The sequence below is a fragment of the Candidatus Acidiferrales bacterium genome, assembly GCA_035934015.1.
In the GTDB taxonomy this organism is placed as follows: domain Bacteria; phylum Acidobacteriota; class Terriglobia; order Acidiferrales; family UBA7541; genus DAHUXN01.
In genome coordinates, this window is sequence record DASYYH010000006.1 from 82,073 (window position 1) to 101,329 (window position 19,257).

The following is a 19,257-nucleotide window of genomic DNA, read 5'->3' on the forward strand; positions in this document are numbered from 1 at the left end:
CCGGCGCGTATCCTTAAAATAGCTTACTGCGGAGCGTGGCCATGTGGGCGGGTCGACACGGAAGTCCCGCCTCTTTTCTCCCGTAGATCACGCTTTATTGAATGGGGATTCTATAAAGATTGCGGTGAACGTCGCGACGCAATAAGGCGAATATGCCTACCTTGGGGCCTGGAGTAATGAAACCGTCGAGAATTTTCGCTCCTGGAACACTCGTCATGTCCGCGCGCGTCTGGAGGCCGCCGGATGGCAAAGTTGGGAGACTGTTGCTGCGTGAGACAGGTACGACGAGAGTATCTTCACCTCCCATCGGGAGCCCCAGGGTAACGGAGAAGCTCCCTCCATCCGAGGTCCATTGCGCGAGGCAAAGTCCAGGACAAATTGTCACAGAACCACCGTCATCGAGGGAACTGGCGAATAGAGGTGACTCCTGACCTAAAGTTCGGTCAACCAGCGCCCAGCGCCCATCGGGTGACACATCGTGAAACTCAAGAATCGGATCGGGAAGCGCCTTGACGCGGTTGCTGCCGTCCGCGTTCATGCGGTACAAGTAGTTCGAGTTGCCCTCCGCGGCGCGAAAATAAATGCGGCCCTGTGCATCCCAATGGGGTTGGTCTTCGTTCGCAGGCGAGGAGAACTCGCGAGGCGGAAAACGAAGAGCGAGAGAAGCAAGCCACAGGTGCTGGCGGTTTTCCTTCTCCTTGGCGGAAAAAACGACCTCCGTTCCGTCGTGTGAAATACTGTAGCCCGTCACCAGGAAGTTGGGCAGCAGACGTTGGCTCTGACCAGTCTCAAGATCCGCGACCCAAAGCTCTCCACTTAGAAGAGACACGTTCAATTGGTCGAAAGTGCTTTCGCGGAGGGCCAAATAATACAGCCTCTTTCCGTCCGGAGAGGACTGCGGGTATGCGGCATAACCCTCGGAAGAGACTTGCCGTTCGCCCTTGCTGTCGCGTACCCAGAGGGTGCTTTGTTGCAATCCGACCGAAGTAATCAGCGAGCGGCCATCGGGTGCCACAGCGATGCCTTCTTCTTCCGTGACGCCCGATGTGACCTGCTCCGGCTGGCCATCCGGGAAACGTTGCCTCCAAATATGGAAGCGGCCGCCAGCGTCGGAGCTAACGTACATCCACGTCTGATCCGGAGACCAGGCCACGTAGGTGCATCGGGCACCTGGCGGCCCAATGGGTTTCCCCGTAGTGCTCCCATCAAAAGGAACAAGTCGGCAAGGCAACCAACCTCCGTTGTCCATCTCCGCCACCAATACCCACTTGTGGTCAGGCGAAAGAGCAGAGCGATGCGCCATACCACGATCGCCCGGCGGTACATAAACGTCGCGGATTTGGTCGCGCGTATCGGTGGCCGTCACCAAGGTCATGTGGAGCCCCGACTTGATCTCGGAGAAAAGCAAATGTCCGCCATCGATCCACGTCAGGCCCTCGGCATTGGGGAGCATCAAGCGAGGCTCGCCGCCCAGCGCGGGGATAACCCAGGTCTGCCACTCGTCCTGCGCGGCGCTCCATTCGAGCGTGGTATACGCGATGTTTGAGCCATCTGGCGAAAACTGCGGACTCATCTTCATGGCTCCGTCGTGGGTCAATTGCACGGGTTCGCCGTTCGGCAATACCTTCGCATAGATCTCTCCCTTGCCGTAGAACGTGTACCCACCTCGGATGAAAGTCAGGATGTGCCCGTCCGGAGAAAGCGCCGGAGAAACAGCCGAATCGGCAAAGTCGGTGAGTTGCACCCAATCTGCTTGGGATGCGACCGGAGGAAGCGCGCGTTCTTCGTGAAGCCACTTGTAGCCGCCTATGGCCAGGAGCAGGAGAAGACCGAGTCCCGCGCCAAGCATCACCCAAGGCTGGCGCGCCAAGACTGTAGCTTCGCCTCTCCCTTGCCCCGTGACTGCAGCTGCTAACTCAAGTTCCCGCCCCAGCCCAGCCGCCGAGGCCCACCGCTGCGTAGGATCCTCTTCCAGACAACGGCTTATGATTCTTTCCAGTTGCGGCGATGGAATGCCCTTGCGTTCAAACGTAACTCGCGTGCCAGTCAGCATTTCGTAAAGCACGCAACCGAACGAATAGATATCCGAGCGGGCGTCGGCCCGACCTTCCCTTTGCTCCGGAGCCATGTAGGCGGGCGTGCCCATGACCATATGGCTAGCGGTCAGAGTGTGATCCTGTTGCGATTTGGCCAGACCGAAATCCAGAACCTTAACTCCGGATTTCGCAATCATGATGTTGCCGGGCTTCAGATCGCGGTGGATGATGCCCTTTTCGTGCGCTTCGGCTAATGCGGAGACAATCTGTGAGGCGTAGAGGAGCGCCAGGTTCAGCGGGAGAGGCCCGTTTTTGAGCCGGGCGGCTATGGTCTCGCCCTCGACCAATTCCATCACCAGGTAGTTTGGTCCGACGTCGTAGAGAGTGCAGATGTTGGGGTGGTTGAGCGAAGAAATGGTACGCGCCTCGCGCCCGAACCGTGAGGTGAACTGCTCGCGCGTGGTCTTGATAGCAACAGCGCGGCCCAAGCGTGTGTCAACCGCGCGATAGACCTGGCCCATGCCCCCTTCACCAAGCATGTTTTCGATGCGGTAGGGCCCGAGGCTGGCACCCACACCCAATATGGTCAGAGTCGAATTATCCAGAAACGGTGGAATGGGTGGATCCCGGAATTCGTCGCCGGCGTCCTGCGCGAGAAGGGACTCCACCTCGCGGCGCAAATCGGGGTCTATGTGGGCCAGAAGAGCGGTGCGCTCCGCGGCGGATTGCCCACGAACCAATTGGTATAGCGCTTCAATTTGCTGAAGACGCTCGCTCGTCATGTGCCGTTGCTCGCCGTATCCTAAAATCGCCCTGCCCGACGCGTGTTTTACGCGTCCCTGGGGCACACCCGTTTGATCAGGCATGCCAAGGCAGCGTGATTGCCACCGCTCCAGGTTTTTAAGAAAGCGGAGATTTTAGCAGGGGATGTACGCATGGACATCCGTTCTCCCCACGGTACAAAAAATATACCAGAGGAATGGCTGTTTTTGTCGTCGGTTTCCGCCGGCGTCCACGGAAAAGGAACTTATCTGTGGGGAGAGCGGAACAGTCTCATATTCGTGTCCGAGATCTTCGCGATCACGAAGCTAATCGCGGGCATGCGAAGGCGGCAAACCGCTACACGCCCTCGCGGCATTTCTCCATGACGATAAACTGCTATGAATCGAGCGAGCGATTCAAGGTGTTTTCGCGATGATGTTTGAGATATTTTTCCCCCGAAGCATGGAATTGAATGCAGCCAGGTCTGAAGCGACCATGCGCTGGAGGTCGCTGTGATATTTGGCGACCTGCTGTTTGAGTTCTTCATGTACAGCCACTTGCTGCGTAGTTGGCGCAAAATCGGAAGTGCCGACTTCGCGCGCGAGATAATCGAGCTTATCCACCAGCATCGATTCCCAGCGCACGTCGTCCTGCCCGCGGCCTGTGGCCTTTAGCTGCAACAGATGGCCCTCAAGGTCGATGAACTTGTTGCCGAGATCATCGGCGGCAGCGCGAATGGACTTGGAGTTCTGGTCGTCGCCGAGCTGAGCCTCAAGATTCAACAACTGGACGCGGATGGATTCAATTTGATTGACGTCATCCGCGGCCGCGTTGAGTTCGTCCTCGAGTGAGGCCATCAATCTGTCCTGCGCTTGAATATCAGCAATGGTACCCGCGGAGTGAGGATCCTTCAGCACAGTCAGCTTCTGGCTATAATCATGCCCTCCGACCGTCAGCTTGACCGTGTAGGTCCCCGGAGGCGCGAGAAGTGAAATTGGCCCGACGGCTGGAGCCGGCCGCCAACCCTCCGGACCCACGCCGACTTCCGGAGCATAAAGGGGACTCGTGCGCAGGTGGATCTGCTTCGTGGGGTCAAACCGCAGATCCCACCAGATGCGATTAACGCCCGCATCCTTTTTTCCCTCAAGCGTGCGGACTGTTTTGCCGCTGGCATCCTGGATTTCGATTTTGACGTCATCTTTTGCAGCTGCTTTCAGATAGTAGTTGATGACGGCGCCATACGGAGGATTGTGGCCCGTTGTGGGATCGTACGACACGGATGCGGGCTCAGAGATATTCCGGAAGCGATAAGCATCGCGCGGTGCGAAGAGATGCGCATCCGAATCCCGAATTTCGGGCGTCATCGCCTCGAGCGGCGTCAGATCGTCCATGATCCAAAAGCCCCGACCATACGTCGCGAGTACGAGGTCGTGGAAGCGCTCCTGTACCGCGATCCAATAGACCGGCGCGTGCGGCAGACCCGATTGCAATGGCTGCCAGTTGTCGCCGTCATCGAAGGACACGTAGAGCGCATTTTCGGTGCCAAGGTAGAGCAATCCGGGGCGCACAGGGTCTTCGCGGATGCAATGAGCGTAGCTCAACATGCCGTGAGGAATGCCGTTGGTGATTAGCGTCCAGGTCTTCCCGTAATCGCTTGTTTTGTAAACGAAGGGATCGCGATTGTTCATCTGATGAAAATCCACCGTGATATAAGCCTTGCCCGCCTGATACCGTGAAGCCTCGATGTTGCTCACCGTGCCCCATTCCGGAAGGTTGGGGATATTGGCGGTGACGTTGGTCCAGTGTTTTCCGCCGTCGCGCGTGATTTGCACGAGGCCATCATTTGTTCCAGCCCAGATAACTCCCGCTTCCTTGGGCGACTCGGCGATGGAGAAAACTACGCCGGCGTATTCGACGCCGATATTGTCGGGAGTGAGCCCGCCGGAAATTCCCATTTTGCTTCTGTCATTTCGCGTGAGATCCGGACTGATGATTTGCCAGCTATTGCCGCCGTCGGTGGTCATGTGGACATATTGGCTTCCGACATAAACCTTGTTGTGATCGTGAGGCGAAATCGTGATGGGAAATTCCCAATTGAATCGATACTTCACATCGGCAGCGGGTGCTCCGATGGTCGTTTCGGGCCAGACTTCGACTTGCCGCGCTTGCTTTGTGCGCAAATCATCGACGATCACAGTGCCGCCGACGCTGCCCGAACCGGTACCACTGTTCCAGACGATGTTGTTATCGACCGGGTCCACGGTGGCGAATCCGCTCTCGCCGCCGTCGATGCCTTTCCAAACGCTTCTCGAAATGGGTCCCGTCCCGCCGCGGCCACCGAAAAATCCAAATTGCAGACTGTTGCTGGGCCCACGATAGGAACCGCCGTCCTGTTTGTTGCCGTACACGTTGTAGGGAATTTGATCGTCGACGGTAACGTGATAAATCTGTGCAATGGGGAGCTGGATGCGGTCCCAAGTGCGGCCATGGTTGATAGAGATGCTTACGCCGCCATCATTGACCACCGCCATGCGGTCGGCATTTGTCGGATCAATCCACATTTCGTGATTGTCGCCGCCAGGGCTTGCGGGCATTTCCGTGAGCGTTTTGCCGCCGTCGAGCGTCCTCGAAAATGCGGCAGAGAAAAAGTAGACTTCGTTTTCGTCGCCCGGAGAAATTTCCATGCGCGTGTAGTAGTGAGTGCGGCCGCGGATTTGACGGTCGTAGTTCACCACCTGCCAATTCTCGCCGCCGTCCTCGGATCGCCAGAGTTGGCCTCGGGCCGTAGGCTTGCCGTTCCACGGAACGCCATCGCCTGTTTCGATCAAGGCGTAGACACGGTTTGAATCGCCTTGCGCGACGCGCACAGCAATTCGTCCGAGAGGAGAATCCGGCAATCCGTGTCCTGCGAGGTGTTTCCAAGTGACGCCGCCATCCGTGGATTTGTACAAGCCGCTACCTGGGCCGCCGCTGCTTCGGCCCCACGTGTGAATTTCCAGCTGCCACATTCCGGCGAAAAGAATGTGGGAATTGTTCGGATCCATGGCGAGGTCCGAGCAACCAGTGTTCTCATCGACAAAAAGCGTTTTGTTCCATGTTTTTCCGCCATCGGTGGTTCGATAGACGCCGCGCTCGGGCTGAGGGCCGTATGAGGTGCCGAGCGAGCACGCGAGAACAATGTCGGGATTGCGCGGATTAATCACGACGTTGGCGATGCGGCCCGTAGTTTCGAGTCCCATGTGCGTCCATGTCTTGCCCGCGTCCATTGATTTATAGATTCCGTCGCCGATGGAAATATGGCTGCGGATGTAAGGTTCGCCTGTTCCGGCCCACACAATATTGGGATCGCTTGCAGCGATGGCGATCGCGCCAACCGAGGAAACGTCTTGTGAATCGAAGATTGGCTCCCAATGAATTCCGCCATCGATGGATTTGAAAATTCCACCCGAAGCCGCGCCGACGTAATAGATGCCTGGATTGCCGGGCACGCTGGCAACGGCGATCGCACGATTGCCGACCGGTCCGATGTAGCGGAATTGCATCTGGCCAAAGGCGCCACGATCGCGCCTTTGTCTTGCCTCCTGGGCGAATAGCAAAGTCGCGCCACACAGCGACACGACGGACACAATTAATGCAAGCAGGCGAATGCGTTTTGACATGGCGTTTCGTCCTCGAATCAGATTCGCAACCGGCAACCGCGCGGATGATACTGCCGGAGTGTCAGTGCGTCAACTTCGGGGGAGTGTTTCGACGCGATGCTTCAGGTTCGGATGCTTTAGAAGAGAGCTATTGGATTTTGACGAAATCATCGCCGAAAGGATAGCGCGTGATACTTTCGCGTTCTACGCGCATATCGTCGCCGCGCAATTCGCGCAGCGCGTAGGTCACAAATTCGGCGGTGACTTTCTTGCGCCAGCTCATGTCGAAATCCGTGTTGTCGAGTGGTTTGGCGGTTTTCGCGGCAAGAACTGCAGCCTCGGCGATCGAATCTTGATTCAATGAACCATTGAGAAGAAATTTTGCTGCTTCCGCGACGACCAGCGGTCGGCTTGCCGTGGAGCCGATGACAATGCGCGCTTCTTCAACCACGCCGCTGCGCGAGAGTCGAACACTGGCGGCGACCGACAGTACAGGAAAATCAAACGAGCCGCGACGCCGCAGCTTCCAGTACGTGCTCTTCCAACCGTGGAGAGAATCGAGAAGCACTTCGGCGAGAATTTCGTTTGGACGGCGGCGGATGTAGTTCATACCGTCATTGTTGTAGAGATCGGCGAGAGAAACCTCGCGTTCTTCGGAGCGCGACACAAGACGCACACGCGCGCCGAGCGCAATCAGCGCAGGCGCAGTGTCCGTGGAGGAAACGGCCATGCATTTCGAGCTGCCCGGAGCCACCCAGCAGGTATCTCCGTCTTTCTTGAGACAGAAGTTAATCGCCTTGCGCCATTCGTAGCTTTGGTCGTAGTAGTTGCAGCGCGTGTCGAGACACAGATTTCCGCCGAGCGTAGCCATGTTGCGGATTTGCGGCGTAGCCACTTGCGAAGCGGCTTGCGTGAGCGCCGTCAGACCGTTGCGAAACCGTGGATCGGACGCGATGGCCGAGAGAGTCAAACAGGCGCCCAATCGCGATGCCGAAGGGTCCAATCGAATCTGGTTTAGGCTCTCTACATGGCGAAGGCTCAGTAGCGTTCGCGGCACCTGCTGCCGGCGCTTCATGTTGGGCAAAAGATCAGTGCCGCCGGCGAGCAGCATGGCATTGCTGCCTTCGCCATCGAGAATGCGAGCCGCTTCCTCGAGCGTTCGCGGCGCACGAAAGTCGAAAAGAGGCAAACGCATCATGAACTGAGTACCTTTTCCTTTTCCGATGATGGCTTGCTGCGACGCGGCGTGTCGTTCACCGCGTTGCCATCGCCGCCTTCCCACGGCGGAGGGACGCGAAGAGCTTCGGGCCAGTCGATATTTGGAAAATTGCCTGGCCCATAACGCGGGAGACGGCCAGCTTTCTTTTCCGCAAGGGCTTTCATTATTTTCTCGGGAGTGATGGGGACTTCGTCGATGCGCACGCCCACGGCGTCGTAAACCGCGTTGGCGACAGCGGGCATGATCGGAAGCAGCGGGCCCTGGCCAACTTCCTTTGCGCCGAAAGGCCCGCGAGGATCAGGTTCTTCGATGAGTTCGGTGAGGACGTTGGGCATGTCGAGGGAAGTCGGGCTCTTGTACTCGAGAATCGACGGGAATTTGTGGACGAGCGCATGCGAAAGTTTTTTCGGTAAACGGCGAAACTCCTGCTCTTCCATCAATGCCTCGCCAAGGCCCATATAAACGCTCCCGACGACTTGCCCTCGCGCGAGTTCCGGATTCAGCGCGCGGCCAATGTCGTGGGCGATCCAAATCGTGGGCACGGTGAGCCAGCCAGTTACCGGATTCACGACCACTTCGACCACTGCGGCGGAATATGAATATGTCGGAGACGGGCCAACGCCCCCGCCTTTGTAAAGCGCGGGGGATTTCGGCGGCGTGTACGAGCCAACCGTGCCGATTGTGCCGAAACGCGCCTCGGCCAGGCAAACGGCCTCTTGAAAGCCGACGCGCTTTTCGGGCGCGGCGGAGTCAAAAACGTGTTTTTCTGCGAAGCGCAGGCGCTCTTTCGGAACGGCAAGGCGCTCCGCGACTGCTTCTGCGAGCAGATCTTTCGCGCGATTCGCCGCCTGAATCGCGGCATTACCAGCCATCAGAGTGACGCGGCTCGAATACGAACCAAGATCGACAGGGCCGAGATCCGTATCGCCGGTGTAAACGCGGATGTCAAATGTTTCGAGACCGAGGACTTCCGCAACAATCGCGGCCAGAACATCATCTGAGCCCTGGCCAATTTCGCTCGAGCCGCAAAAGATTGTTATGCCGCCGCCGCGATCGAGTTTGAGCTGAACCCCAGAGTGCGGCATCTTGTTCCAATAGATCGGCAGCCCTGCTCCGGTGAGATATGCGGAGCAAGCCAGTCCGACACCACGGCCTTCCGGCAGCTTGCGAAATTTTTCGTTCCAACCAGAAAGTTTGACCACGCGACGGATGCATTCGGCGAGATTGACCGTTCCGAGGCGAAGGAAATTTGCGGTCACAGAGTCGGAGGACTGCACGATGCGCAGCCGCAGCTCCGCGGGATCGATACTGAGTTTTTCAGCGATCTTGTCGAGCTGGACTTCCTGTCCGAAGCGCGGCTGCACGGTGCCATGGCCGCGCTTGGGTCCGCATGGCGGCTTGTTGGTAAATGTGCGGCAGCCTTGGAAGCGATAACGCGGAATGCGATACGTCGTCGTTTGCAGAGCGCCTGTGTAAAACGTGCTGGCGACTCCGTAAGAACCGTACGCGCCTCCATCGATGAGTGTCTGGAGATGCATGCCGGTAATCGTGCCGTCTTCTTTGACTCCAGTTTTGAATTTCATCAGCACGGGATGTCGGCCGCGGTGGCAGTAAAAAACCTCCTCGCGCGTCAGGCAAATCTTCACGGGCCGATCGAGCATCAGCGCCGCTTTGGCAACGACAATTTCGTGCTGAAATGGATCGCTCTTGCCGCCGAAGCCGCCGCCATTGGGCGTCGCAATAACGCGAATATGGGCCGGCGGCATTTCGAGCACCTTAGCGAGGGCGCGATGGAGATAGTGAGGCGTCTGTGTGCTGGACCAAATCGTGAGCTTTCCTTCGGGGTCCTTGATGGCGACCGCAGCATGCTGTTCGATGGGAAGATGAGTATTCCCTTGGTAGAAAAAAATATCTTCGAAGATTTGGTCTGCTTCCGCGAAGCCTTGCTCCACATCACCGAATGCGAGCGATACGCGCTTGTGAATATTCCCTTCATCGCCGTAATTGTGAATGCGCGGCTCCGGCGTGATGAGCGCTTCTTCTGGATCAGAGATGGTCGGCAGGACTTCGTATTCGACGTCAATCAAATCCAGAGCTTCAAATGCGATTAATTCTTCACGCGCAATCACCGCGGCAACAGGGTCGCCCACGTGACGAACATGATCGGTGCAGAGGGCCTGCTCGTCCTGGCTAACCGGTAGAATTCCATATTCGATGGGGACGTCCTTGCCGGTGAGAACCAGATAAACCCCTGGGTGAGCCAGCGCGTGCGAGGTGTCGATTTTTCGAATGCGCGCATGCGGATGCGGCGAGCGCAGCAACTTGCAATAAGCCATGCGCGGAAGCGCAATGTCGTCGGCGTAACGGGTTTGGCCAGTCACCTTGGCGCGCGCGTCAACGCGGCGGCGTGAGGCACCGATGATGCTGAACTTCTCTCCGCTTGCCTCTTGATCCTTTACCGGTCGTCCCGACGAATTTGTTTGATCCGGCATGTGCTCTGCTTTCCGAGAATCCTGTACGCTGTTTCAGTGAACTATTTTTGTACAGTCGTTTTTTGCTTCTCTGCTATTTTCACGATTGCTTCTTCGACGGCTTGGAAAATTTGCAGATAACCTGTGCAACGGCAAAGGTTTCCTGAAAGCGCTTCGCGAATCTGGTCGCGAGTAGGTTTCGGATTTTGATCGAGCAGCGCTTTTGCGGTGATCAGAATTCCGGGCGTGCAATAGCCACACTGCGCGGCGCCGAGATCGGCGAAGGCATCCTGCAAAGGATGAAGCGCGCCATCGGAAGACAGGCCCTCAACGGTTAAAACGCTTCTTCCATCACATTCGAGCGCCAGTTGCAGACAGGAGAGCACGGGCCTGCCGTCGAGAAGAACGGCGCACGCGCCGCATTCGCCCAGCTCACAACCATGCTTCGTTCCAGTGTGGCCGAGGTCTTCACGAAGAACTTCGAGCAAAGTTTTGTAAGAAGCAAAAAATACGTCAACCACCTCGCCGTTGAGGGTCAGATTAATATGCGCCGTCTTCTGCGATTCGATTGGCAGGATTGCCACGACCTATCTCCCCTCGATGATTGTGCGAGCCGACGCGCGGCGTAGTGCCGTGAGCGGAGCGCGATCGCGGGCAAAATGACCCATGTCCTTGAGCGGTCGCGCGGCGCGGTGCGCTTCCGGCTTGGCAAGCAAACCGCGAATCAGGTAATCAGCGAACCCTTCGGCAATTTCCGTCGCGGCCATTGGGCCTTCGGGGTTGAACCAGCGCACGCTCCAGTTCATGGCGCCCAGCATAGCGCGGGCCGCAAGCGCCGGATCGTTGCAAACGAATTCTCCTGTTCGGGCTCCCGCTGAAATCAATTGCCGCACGCCTGCTTCATAGCGGTCGCGCTTTGCGACGAGCGATCTCTGCAAATGAGCAGGAAGAGCGCTCGTCAAAAGATGGGCCGCGGAGCCTTCCACTTCGTCAAGCAGGCAGCGCAGATGAGAAACGATGACAAAACGAAGCCGCTCGGCGAAAGTGGCGCGGAGGCGGCGCGCCTTTTCGAGCGCAGCCATCATGCGATCGAGTGAATTATCCTGGCAAAAGAAAAGAATTTCCTGCTTGCCATGGAAATAGTTGTAGAGGTTCGCCGGCGAAAGATCCGCGGCAGCAGCGATATCGCGCATACCGGCTTCTGCAAAGCCGCGAACGCGGAATTGCTTTCCCGCGGCGCGCAGAATCTCCAGGCGCCGCGCCACGTATCGCCTATGCAGGCGGTTGTTATGTCGTTTGGTTGGATGGGTGCGCAATAGCTGCCTCTTCGGCGGTCAAAGTAACGGCCGCCAAGGTAAAGAAATAGCATGACCGTTTCAGGCGTGTCAATTAATTCTGAACATGTGTTCAGTTACTGAACAACCGTTCACTATATTGTCGCAGGAAAAACGATCAGTTGAAGCGCACGTATTCGAAGTCCAAGGCCTGATGGTTAATTCCCCGCAGGGGCGGCGCAATCCAATTCGCAAACTTGCCCGGCTCGACGACGCGGCCAACCATCAGCGACTGCACATACGCTCGGTCGGAGTCGCTGGGCAGCCATTCGGACTCTCGTTTCTTCCAAACTTCCTCGGTCAGCACTTCACCGCTGGCACTGATCCAGTTTCCGGCGAAATTGCCAATCGCACGGTGGAAACCCTTGTGAGGCAACGTCAGCCGATAGGGAATTCCAGCCTTATCGATGACACGCTGCCAGCGGCTGAGGCCTGCTTCGATTTCCTTGATGTAGTCGTCACGCAGACGCTCGTTGAGCGCGGTCAGCGCCGGGACGTTTTTCGTAACGATCTTGTCGCCAACGACTTCGGAAACCGGATACTGCGCGTCGATGAGCAAATGATCGTCGTCAATTTTGGTTTCTTCGAAGCGACCTTTGAGTCCGCTCGTGTAGTAGTTGGCGGCGTTGGACGAGACATCAGAGCCGTAGAGATCCAGCGTCACGCTATAGTGAAAATTGATGTACTTCTGAATCGTGGGCAAATCGATGACGCCGAGCGCGCGAACATCGGACGGATCGTCAACCTTGTTTTCCTTCATCACTTCGCAAGTGCGCTGAATGATGCGGCTGACGCCAGTCTCGCCGACGAACATGTGGTGCGCCTCTTCGGTGAGCATGAAGCGGCACGTGCGCGCCAGCGGATCAAAACCAGATTCGGCCAGCGCGCAGAGCTGAAATTTGCCGTCACGGTCCGTGAAGAACGTGAACATATAGAAGGAGAGCCAGTCCGGAGTCGGCTCGTTGAATGCACCGAGTATGCGCGGATTATCCGCGTCGCCGGAACGCCGGTCGAGAAGCGCTTCGGCTTCCTCGCGCCCATCGCGGCCAAAGTAACGATGCAGCAGATAAACCATGGCCCACAGGTGGCGGCCTTCTTCGACGTTGACCTGAAAAATGTTCCGCAGGTCGTACATGGAAGGGCATGACGCACCCAGCATGCGCTGCTGCTCCACGGATGCCGGCTCCGTGTCGCCTTGCGTGACAATCACGCGGCGAAGCGTCGAGCGATATTCGCCGGGCACTTCTTGCCAGGCCTGCTCGCCTTTGTGCGTGCCGAAATTCACCTGGCGCTTTTCATCGCGCGGCTGAAGGAAGATGCCCCAGCGGTATTCGGGCATCTGCACGTATCCGAATCGCGCCCAGCCATCGGGCTCGACGCTGACGGCCGTGCGCAAGTAGACGTGATAATTGTGGGTTTCATTGGGGCCCATGTCGTACCACCAGTTGAGATACGCAGGCTGCCAGTGCTCCAGAGCGCGCTGGAGAACACGGTCACGGCCCAAGTCGACATTGTTTGGAATTTTTTCCGTGTAATTGATCATGGCAATCTCCTCAGAAATCTTCCCGCTTTCGATGATTTTCTAAACGCGCTCCCAATTGAATTTCACCGGCGCGCCTGTTCCGTAAACTTTCAAGGCTCCATTGGCGCCGACGGCGTTCGGGCGAATAAAAATCCAGTTCTGCCACGCAGAAAGTCGGCCGAAGATCCTCGTCTCGATCGTTTCGGTGCCGCCAAAACGCAAATTTGCTTCGAGGCCCGTCAATGCGTCGGGTGATTGTGCGCTCCGCAGCTCGACGGCCTGGCGAATTTCATCTTCCCAATCCAGATCATCAGGCGCTGCGGTAGCCAGTCCGGCCTCAAGGGCGTCGCGAGCGGAAAGTTTCACGCCAATCCGCGCGCGCAGTGAATCCAGTTGCGCAGCATCCTGATAGAAACGCGATGCCAAGCGGGGAAGATGATTAGCCATAGTAAGAGGGCCGAAGTTCATTTCTGAAAGCATCACAAAGGAGGGGCTCGAAACTTCTTCGGCGTCGCGCATATAGACGCGATCGGCAGCGAGCGCAAGTTCCAGCAGCGTGCCTGCGAAGCAAGAGCCAGGTTCAACAATGGCAAACATGGAGCGCGAAGTCACGTCGAGTCGCGCAAACGTGCGGCGAAGCATGCCCAGAACTTCGCGGACGAACCAATTGGATTCGTGGCTCAAGATGAATTTATCTATTGCCAGGACCGAGTCAGGATTTCCAGCGGTCTTGAAGATCCAGAGGCCCAGCCCCAGTTCGCTCGTGCGCAGGGTCAGGATGGCGTCATCCAATTCGCGCGCCATCTGAAGAGGCCACCACGCCGCGCCAGCCGCTAATGCCTTCTCGACTGTGTATTCGACAATAGATTCAGGCGCGCGAACGGTTAGCGTTGCTGTTCGGCCCTGTCGATCCAGATGCACATCAACATACTCATAATGCAGGCCAGCCTCGTCCACAGTGCGTTTCAAGGGTGTGAGCGAAATTCCCTTCGCGTCCACGGGACGGTCGCTTTGCTTCGCGAGTTCGAGCGCGCGCTGCTTCACGTGCTCAGCAAACTGCTGCGGCTTGATGACTTCGTCGACCAATCGCCAATCTTTCGCTCTTTGGCCGCGCACACCATCTGGATTGGTGCAAAATATGTCGGCGTGATCCCGGCGAACGTGCCGTTTGTCGGTGACGCGCGTGAGGCCGCCGGTGCCGGGCAAAACGCCCAGCAGAGGTAGTTCAGGCAGACTGACTGCTGAGGAGCGGTCGTCGATCAGAATGATTTCGTCGCATGCCAGCGCCAATTCGTAGCCGCCGCCAGCAGTTGTTCCGTTGCAAGCGGCGATGAATTTCAATCCGGAATGCGCGCTCGAGTCTTCAATTCCGTTTCGCGTTTCGTTAGTGAATTTGCAGAAATTGACCTTCCACGCATGCGACGAAAGGCCGAGCATATAGATATTGGCACCCGAGCAGAACACCCGATTTTTCGCGCTGCTGATAATTACAGATCGAATTTCCGGATGCTCGAAACGTATCCGCTGCAAAGCGTCGTGCAGCTCAATATCGACTCCGAGGTCGTAGGAATTGAGCTTGAGCTTGTAACCGGGACGGATTCCCCCGTCTTCCGCTACGTCCATAGTCAGCGTGGCAACCGGACCATCGAATGAAAGTTTCCAGTGCTTGTAACGTGAAGGGTCAGTTTGATAGTCGGGTGCATCCAGAGCAGACAGATGCTGTTGGCTTGCAACTGCGTCCACGAGTTCCTCCTACTCCCTATCGGCCTGCAAGGAGACCTTCAATTTGGCGAAGCTTTCTTCAACGGAACTGCCCGAAGTATCGATACATATGTCCGCTTGCCGGTAGAGCGGTTCACGGGAATCGAGAATCCGGCGCAAGTCCTCCATGGCTCGATCGTTTCCAGCCATAGCGCGAAAATCGCCCTGCGCGATCACACGCGCCATGTGCTCTTCCGGCTGAGCCTTGATCCAAATGGTGTAACAATTGGACATCAGAAAATCGTAAGTTTCTTTTTCCGAAACGACGCCGCCACCGACGGAAAGAATCACCTGCGGAAATTCCTCGAGGGCGCGTTTCAGTGTACGCTTTTCGATCTCGCGATAGCCGGACTGTCCATAAAAAGAAAAAATCTCCGCAAGAGGCATTCCGGCTTCTTTTTCGATTTCAGCATCCAGTTCGACGAAAGAGATTTTCATTTCCTTGCTCAGCTTTGAGCCGAGAGTGGACTTGCCTGCACCACGCAAGCCGATCAGGGCGATTCGGCTGCGGCGCGTCTTTTCCTCATGACTTAAATCACGCATTAGCCGGAGAACAGCATCCTCGCGGCGACTGGCGGGAAGCCGTTCCAGAAAACGCAAGAGCAGCCGTTTCTCCATGGATCTTTCGGTTTCCGGAACGAAGAGTTCGGCAAGAGAAACATGCAGAGCCGCAGTAATCCGGCGCAAGAGCACGATGGATATGTTTCCCTCGCCGATTTCGAGCTGCGCAAGATGACGCTCGGATACGTCTGCTTCTTTTGCCATCATTTTGCGGGTCATGCCGCGGCGATTGCGGAGTTCGCGCACGCGCTTGCCAAGCGAGAGCAGAAAGTCGCCTTCAGGAGCCAGTTCGCTTCCACGGGGGGGAGCAACGCCGATTTCGCTCGATGCTGGCATAGCCGTCAACATGCAGTATAACGCATACCGATCGCAACGTACAAGCAATAAAATGAGTGTCGTACGAAATGTTGTGGATTTGACGACCGAGAAGATGCACTATTATGCCGAATCCTGCGGGCAAGGGGACCTGGTTCAGAATCCTAGCGTATTTATTGCCAAGACCGATGGAGGAATGCACGTGAAGCTGCCGAACTATGTGTGTGACGAATGGAAGGAAGGCGCAGGACCCGGAGAAGCGTTGATCGATCCTGTTACCGGAGACGAACTAACGCGGGTTTCTTCGCAGGGCGTGGATTTGAAAGCCGCTCTCGAGTTTGCCCGTTCGCGCGGCAGTGCTGGATTACAAGGATTCTCCTATCGCGAGCGCGCGGACATGCTCACGAAAATTGCAGATGTGCTGACGGCGAACCGTGACGAGTATTTTCGCATTTCGCTCCTGAATTCGGGCACAACGCAAGCTGACGCTTCGTTTGATGTGGACGGCGCGATTTACACGGTGAAGTACTACGCGAAAGCCGGCCGGGCACTCGCGGAAGGGAAAATCCTGGTGGAGGGTGCCGGGATTCCACTCTCGAAAACCGGCGCGTTTTCCGCGCAACATTTCCTCGTGCCATTAAAAGGGGTGGCGATTTTCATCAATGCCTTCAATTTTCCGGCATGGGGGTTCTGCGAGAAAACAGCGCCAGCGCTTCTTTCGGGTGTGCCGATCGTGGTCAAACCAGCTTCGCCTACGGCTTGGCTGACGCACCGCATGGTCGAAGACATTGTAAAGGCAAATATCCTGCCGGCAGGGGCTATTTCAATTGTTTGTGGCTCCGCGCGCGATCTGCTCGATCATGTCACCGAAGGAGACGTTGTTTCTTTCACTGGTTCGGCGGAGACGGCTGCCAAAATTCGCTCGCATGCGAGTGTTCTGCGGCATTCGGTGCGTGTGAATATCGAAGCCGATAGCATCAATTCGGCGATTCTTGGAGCCGATGTTTCCCCCGGAAACGATTTGTTCGATTTGCTGGTTAAAGAAGTTGTGCGCGAGATGACGCTGAAGGCTGGCCAGAAATGCACGGCGATTCGTCGCGTCTTCGTCGCGCGTCAAAATATGAAGGCCCTCGGCGAAGCGATCTCCAGTCGCTTGAGCTCCCTAAAAGTGGGAAATCCGCGGAATGCAGATGTGAAAGTCGGACCTGTGGTCAACAAGGCTCAGCAAACATCATGCCGGGAAGGCCTACGACAGTTGAAGATGGAGTGCTCGGTCATATTCGGTGGAGATGAGAATTTTCAGCCTATTGACGCCGACCCGCAGAAATCCGCATTCGTGGAGCCCACGTTGCTGGCTTGCGAAAATGGATCTGAAGCGAAATTTGTCCATGATGTAGAAGTATTCGGTCCCGCTGCGACGCTTATCGCGTACGATTCGCCCGAAAATCTCATTGCGCTTGCCCGGCGTGGCCGGGGTTCGCTTGTGGCCTCGATCTTTTCAAATGATTCGGGATTCGCGGAAAAGGTGGTCCTCGGAATCAGCGACCTTCATGGACGTGTGATGGTCATTGACTCGAATGTCGGAAGCCAGCATACGGGCCACGGCAACGTCATGCCCAATTGCTTGCACGGCGGCCCAGGGAGAGCCGGCGGGGGCGAGGAGCTCGCCGGCTTGCGCGCGCTGCTGCTTTACCATCGCCGCGTTGTCGTACAAGGACCGCCGAATTGCATCGCTGACCTGGCGAAACTCTCATCCGATGCAAGCCTGCTCTATTCATAGCTGCCCAGCCTGATTCCAGTTACACTGGCGCTCATGGCTGAGATTTATGCAGGCACATCAGGATGGTCCTATTCGAGCTGGAAGCCAAAATTTTATCCTTCGAAGCTCGCTTCCGCGAAATTTCTCAGCTATTACGCGACCCGGCTCAACTCCGTCGAGGTGAACTATACGTTTCGTACTTTGCCAACGGAGAAACTTCTGGCCGGATGGATCGCTTCCACGCCTGTGCATTTCAAATTCACAGCCAAGGCGCACCAGGTAATCACGCACATCAAACGTCTGCGTGACACAAGAAAATATCTGTTGGATTTCCTCCACTCCCTGCAACCTTTGCGCGATGAAGGCAGACTGGGGCTCATTCTCTTTCAGTTGCCACCGAATTTTAAGTGTGACGTCGCGCGTCTTATTGAATTTCTCGACGATCTCCCGCACGGGATCCGCTGCGCGTTTGAATTTCGCCACGAAACCTGGTTTTGCGAGGAAGTTTTCGCGGCGCTTCGGGCAAGAAATGCCGCACTCTGCTGGGCCGAGAGCGAAAAGCTGAAAACACCCGAGGTTCGGACTGCGAACTTCTCTTATCTGCGCCTGCGCAAGAAAAAGTACTCTGCCGCAGCTCTCAAATCGGTCATTTCCAAGGTAGGAAAGCTCGCCCAGCAGGGCGATGTTTTCGCCTACTTCAAGCACGAAGAAACGCCCGAAGGCGCCGTTTGCGCCGTGCAAGTACTAAGGCGTGCGCGGGCCTCATAAAGCTCAGGAAACAGCGAGATCTTGACGAATTGGTTTGGAGTTAGGCGTCCGCAAGACTATTCATATATCTGAAAATAAAGACCATCACTCGAATTTGCGTGAGCTTTTACTTGAGAGAATAAGTTTCAGTACTTTTAGTACCTTCGTACCCAAATTCTGCCCCGAAAAAAGTGACTTGGCTCCTATTCACGTTCTGGCGAGCTTCCCCGAAAATGGGCTCATGTCAAACACAACAGTTTTTATCGCACAAACACAGACTTGGGGCCACCGGACCTGGTGGTGCGCGGACTGTCGCGTTCCCACCGATCTGGATCGGCATGGGCGCTGCGGCACCTGTGGGTCAGACGCGGTGGACGTCATGATGCGGCCAAACAAACTGAAAAGACAGACGGAATCACCGGCCATCATGTTCGAAGTCCAAACACGCCTTGTCTCGGTGGCTTAGTTTCCACGCTTAGACACGTCCCAAGGAAGAAGGCTTTTCACGTCGGAACAGCCGTGCGTTTCATCCGTCGGAAGTGCGACGTTGCTCACGCGCAATGTCGGCGTGAGGAGAACGGTTAAGACGCTTGCGCGGAGGAATCGCTGGAACGGCGGGAATGTGAAATCCGTTGGACTACGTTCGTTTCTTCGGAGTTGCCGGACCAGTCGCCGGCTTCTTGCGGTCCGCAGGATCCCAATCATCCGGCGGAAATGCGATGCGCCAAAAATACGCTGCCGCGCACGTGAACTCAAGGCCTGCTTGCGTCTTGCTGCCATCGGACTGCCCAAGGTAGGCGACACGGCATTCAATTTCTTCGTTGGTCTTGGAATTTCTTAGACTGAGCTTCTGCCCGCGGTCCACGGCACTGGTCAAACGCACCAAACATCCCGCCGCATTCACCGCATCGGTCGTAGTCTGCTCCTCAAATGGAGTGTTTGCTTTTTGTCCCTTTACTATCACGGGCATAGAGATATAGACGCGCTTACTGCGGCGTGTATCCCGGCGGGCATCGGCCGCACCCGGCGACTCGGAAATGGCTGTAGCCAAGTTGGATTCGTCAGAGGCAGCTTCTTGCGCCGGAGCAGACGTTCCCCGGCGACCCAAGACCTTTTCCCAAGCCATGGATGC

At 56.6% G+C, this 19,257-nt stretch carries 12 protein-coding genes; 2 read left to right on the forward strand and 10 right to left on the reverse strand.

What is annotated here, in order from left to right; translation table 11 throughout:
- Window positions 1–94 precede the first annotated feature (94 nt).
- From VGR81_02765 to VGR81_02805, 9 genes are all read right to left on the reverse strand, one after another.
- Window positions 95–2,818, reverse strand: coding sequence for a protein kinase (locus VGR81_02765; protein HEV2287853.1), 2,724 nt, complete (start codon window positions 2,816–2,818; stop codon window positions 95–97).
- Between the two features lie 396 nt (window positions 2,819–3,214).
- Window positions 3,215–6,457, reverse strand: a complete 3,243-nt coding sequence (locus VGR81_02770; GenBank protein HEV2287854.1) for a hypothetical protein — start codon at window positions 6,455–6,457, stop codon at window positions 3,215–3,217.
- 127 nt (window positions 6,458–6,584) lie between these two features.
- On the reverse strand, window positions 6,585–7,634 hold the full coding sequence (locus VGR81_02775; protein ID HEV2287855.1) for an FAD binding domain-containing protein: 1,050 nt from the start codon (window positions 7,632–7,634) through the stop codon (window positions 6,585–6,587).
- Complete coding sequence (locus VGR81_02780) at window positions 7,631–10,147, reverse strand: molybdopterin cofactor-binding domain-containing protein (GenBank protein HEV2287856.1); 2,517 nt, start codon at window positions 10,145–10,147, stop codon at window positions 7,631–7,633. The genes VGR81_02775 and VGR81_02780 overlap by 4 nt, the downstream gene beginning before the upstream one ends.
- A gap of 41 nt (window positions 10,148–10,188) precedes the next feature.
- Window positions 10,189–10,710, reverse strand: coding sequence for a (2Fe-2S)-binding protein (locus VGR81_02785; protein HEV2287857.1), 522 nt, complete (start codon window positions 10,708–10,710; stop codon window positions 10,189–10,191).
- A gap of 3 nt (window positions 10,711–10,713) precedes the next feature.
- Complete coding sequence (locus tag VGR81_02790) at window positions 10,714–11,391, reverse strand: TetR/AcrR family transcriptional regulator (protein HEV2287858.1); 678 nt, start codon at window positions 11,389–11,391, stop codon at window positions 10,714–10,716.
- A gap of 187 nt (window positions 11,392–11,578) precedes the next feature.
- Window positions 11,579–13,003 carry a benzoyl-CoA 2,3-epoxidase subunit BoxB gene (gene boxB, locus VGR81_02795; GenBank protein ID HEV2287859.1) on the reverse strand — a complete coding sequence of 475 codons (1,425 nt, stop codon included), beginning with the start codon at window positions 13,001–13,003 and terminating at the stop codon, window positions 11,579–11,581.
- A gap of 39 nt (window positions 13,004–13,042) precedes the next feature.
- Entirely contained in the window at window positions 13,043–14,725 is a 1,683-nt protein-coding gene (gene boxC / locus VGR81_02800) for a 2,3-epoxybenzoyl-CoA dihydrolase (protein ID HEV2287860.1), read from the reverse strand.
- Between the two features lie 9 nt (window positions 14,726–14,734).
- Window positions 14,735–15,652 carry a helix-turn-helix transcriptional regulator gene (locus VGR81_02805; GenBank protein HEV2287861.1) on the reverse strand — a complete coding sequence of 306 codons (918 nt, stop codon included), beginning with the start codon at window positions 15,650–15,652 and terminating at the stop codon, window positions 14,735–14,737.
- 40 nt (window positions 15,653–15,692) lie between these two features.
- On the opposite strand from VGR81_02805, the gene VGR81_02810 reads away from it, so the two are divergent.
- Both VGR81_02810 and VGR81_02815 read left to right on the forward strand, forming a co-directional pair.
- Window positions 15,693–17,399 carry a 3,4-dehydroadipyl-CoA semialdehyde dehydrogenase gene (locus VGR81_02810; protein HEV2287862.1) on the forward strand — a complete coding sequence of 569 codons (1,707 nt, stop codon included), beginning with the start codon at window positions 15,693–15,695 and terminating at the stop codon, window positions 17,397–17,399.
- Window positions 17,400–17,432: 33 nt separating this feature from the next.
- Window positions 17,433–18,146 (forward strand): DUF72 domain-containing protein, encoded by a 714-nt coding sequence (locus VGR81_02815; protein ID HEV2287863.1) that lies wholly within the window; start codon window positions 17,433–17,435, stop codon window positions 18,144–18,146.
- Between the two features lie 616 nt (window positions 18,147–18,762).
- On the opposite strand, the gene VGR81_02820 is transcribed toward VGR81_02815, so the two are convergent.
- Window positions 18,763–19,251 (reverse strand): hypothetical protein, encoded by a 489-nt coding sequence (locus tag VGR81_02820; GenBank protein ID HEV2287864.1) that lies wholly within the window; start codon window positions 19,249–19,251, stop codon window positions 18,763–18,765.
- Window positions 19,252–19,257: the final 6 nt, after the last annotated feature.

Bases quoted from the DNA above. Each gene is read 5' to 3' on its own strand.
- boxB (HEV2287859.1), bottom strand. From the start codon at position 13,003: ATGATCAATTACACGGAAAAAATTCCAAACAATGTCGACTTGGGCCGT.
- VGR81_02815 (HEV2287863.1), top strand. From the start codon at position 17,433: ATGGCTGAGATTTATGCAGGCACATCAGGATGGTCCTATTCGAGCTGG.
- VGR81_02810 (HEV2287862.1), top strand. From the start codon at position 15,693: ATGAGTGTCGTACGAAATGTTGTGGATTTGACGACCGAGAAGATGCAC.
- VGR81_02820 (HEV2287864.1), bottom strand. From the start codon at position 19,251: ATGGCTTGGGAAAAGGTCTTGGGTCGCCGGGGAACGTCTGCTCCGGCG.
- VGR81_02805 (HEV2287861.1), bottom strand. From the start codon at position 15,652: ATGTTGACGGCTATGCCAGCATCGAGCGAAATCGGCGTTGCTCCCCCC.
- VGR81_02780 (HEV2287856.1), bottom strand. From the start codon at position 10,147: ATGCCGGATCAAACAAATTCGTCGGGACGACCGGTAAAGGATCAAGAG.
- VGR81_02775 (HEV2287855.1), bottom strand. From the start codon at position 7,634: ATGATGCGTTTGCCTCTTTTCGACTTTCGTGCGCCGCGAACGCTCGAG.
- VGR81_02770 (HEV2287854.1), bottom strand. From the start codon at position 6,457: ATGTCAAAACGCATTCGCCTGCTTGCATTAATTGTGTCCGTCGTGTCG.
- VGR81_02765 (HEV2287853.1), bottom strand. From the start codon at position 2,818: ATGACGAGCGAGCGTCTTCAGCAAATTGAAGCGCTATACCAATTGGTT.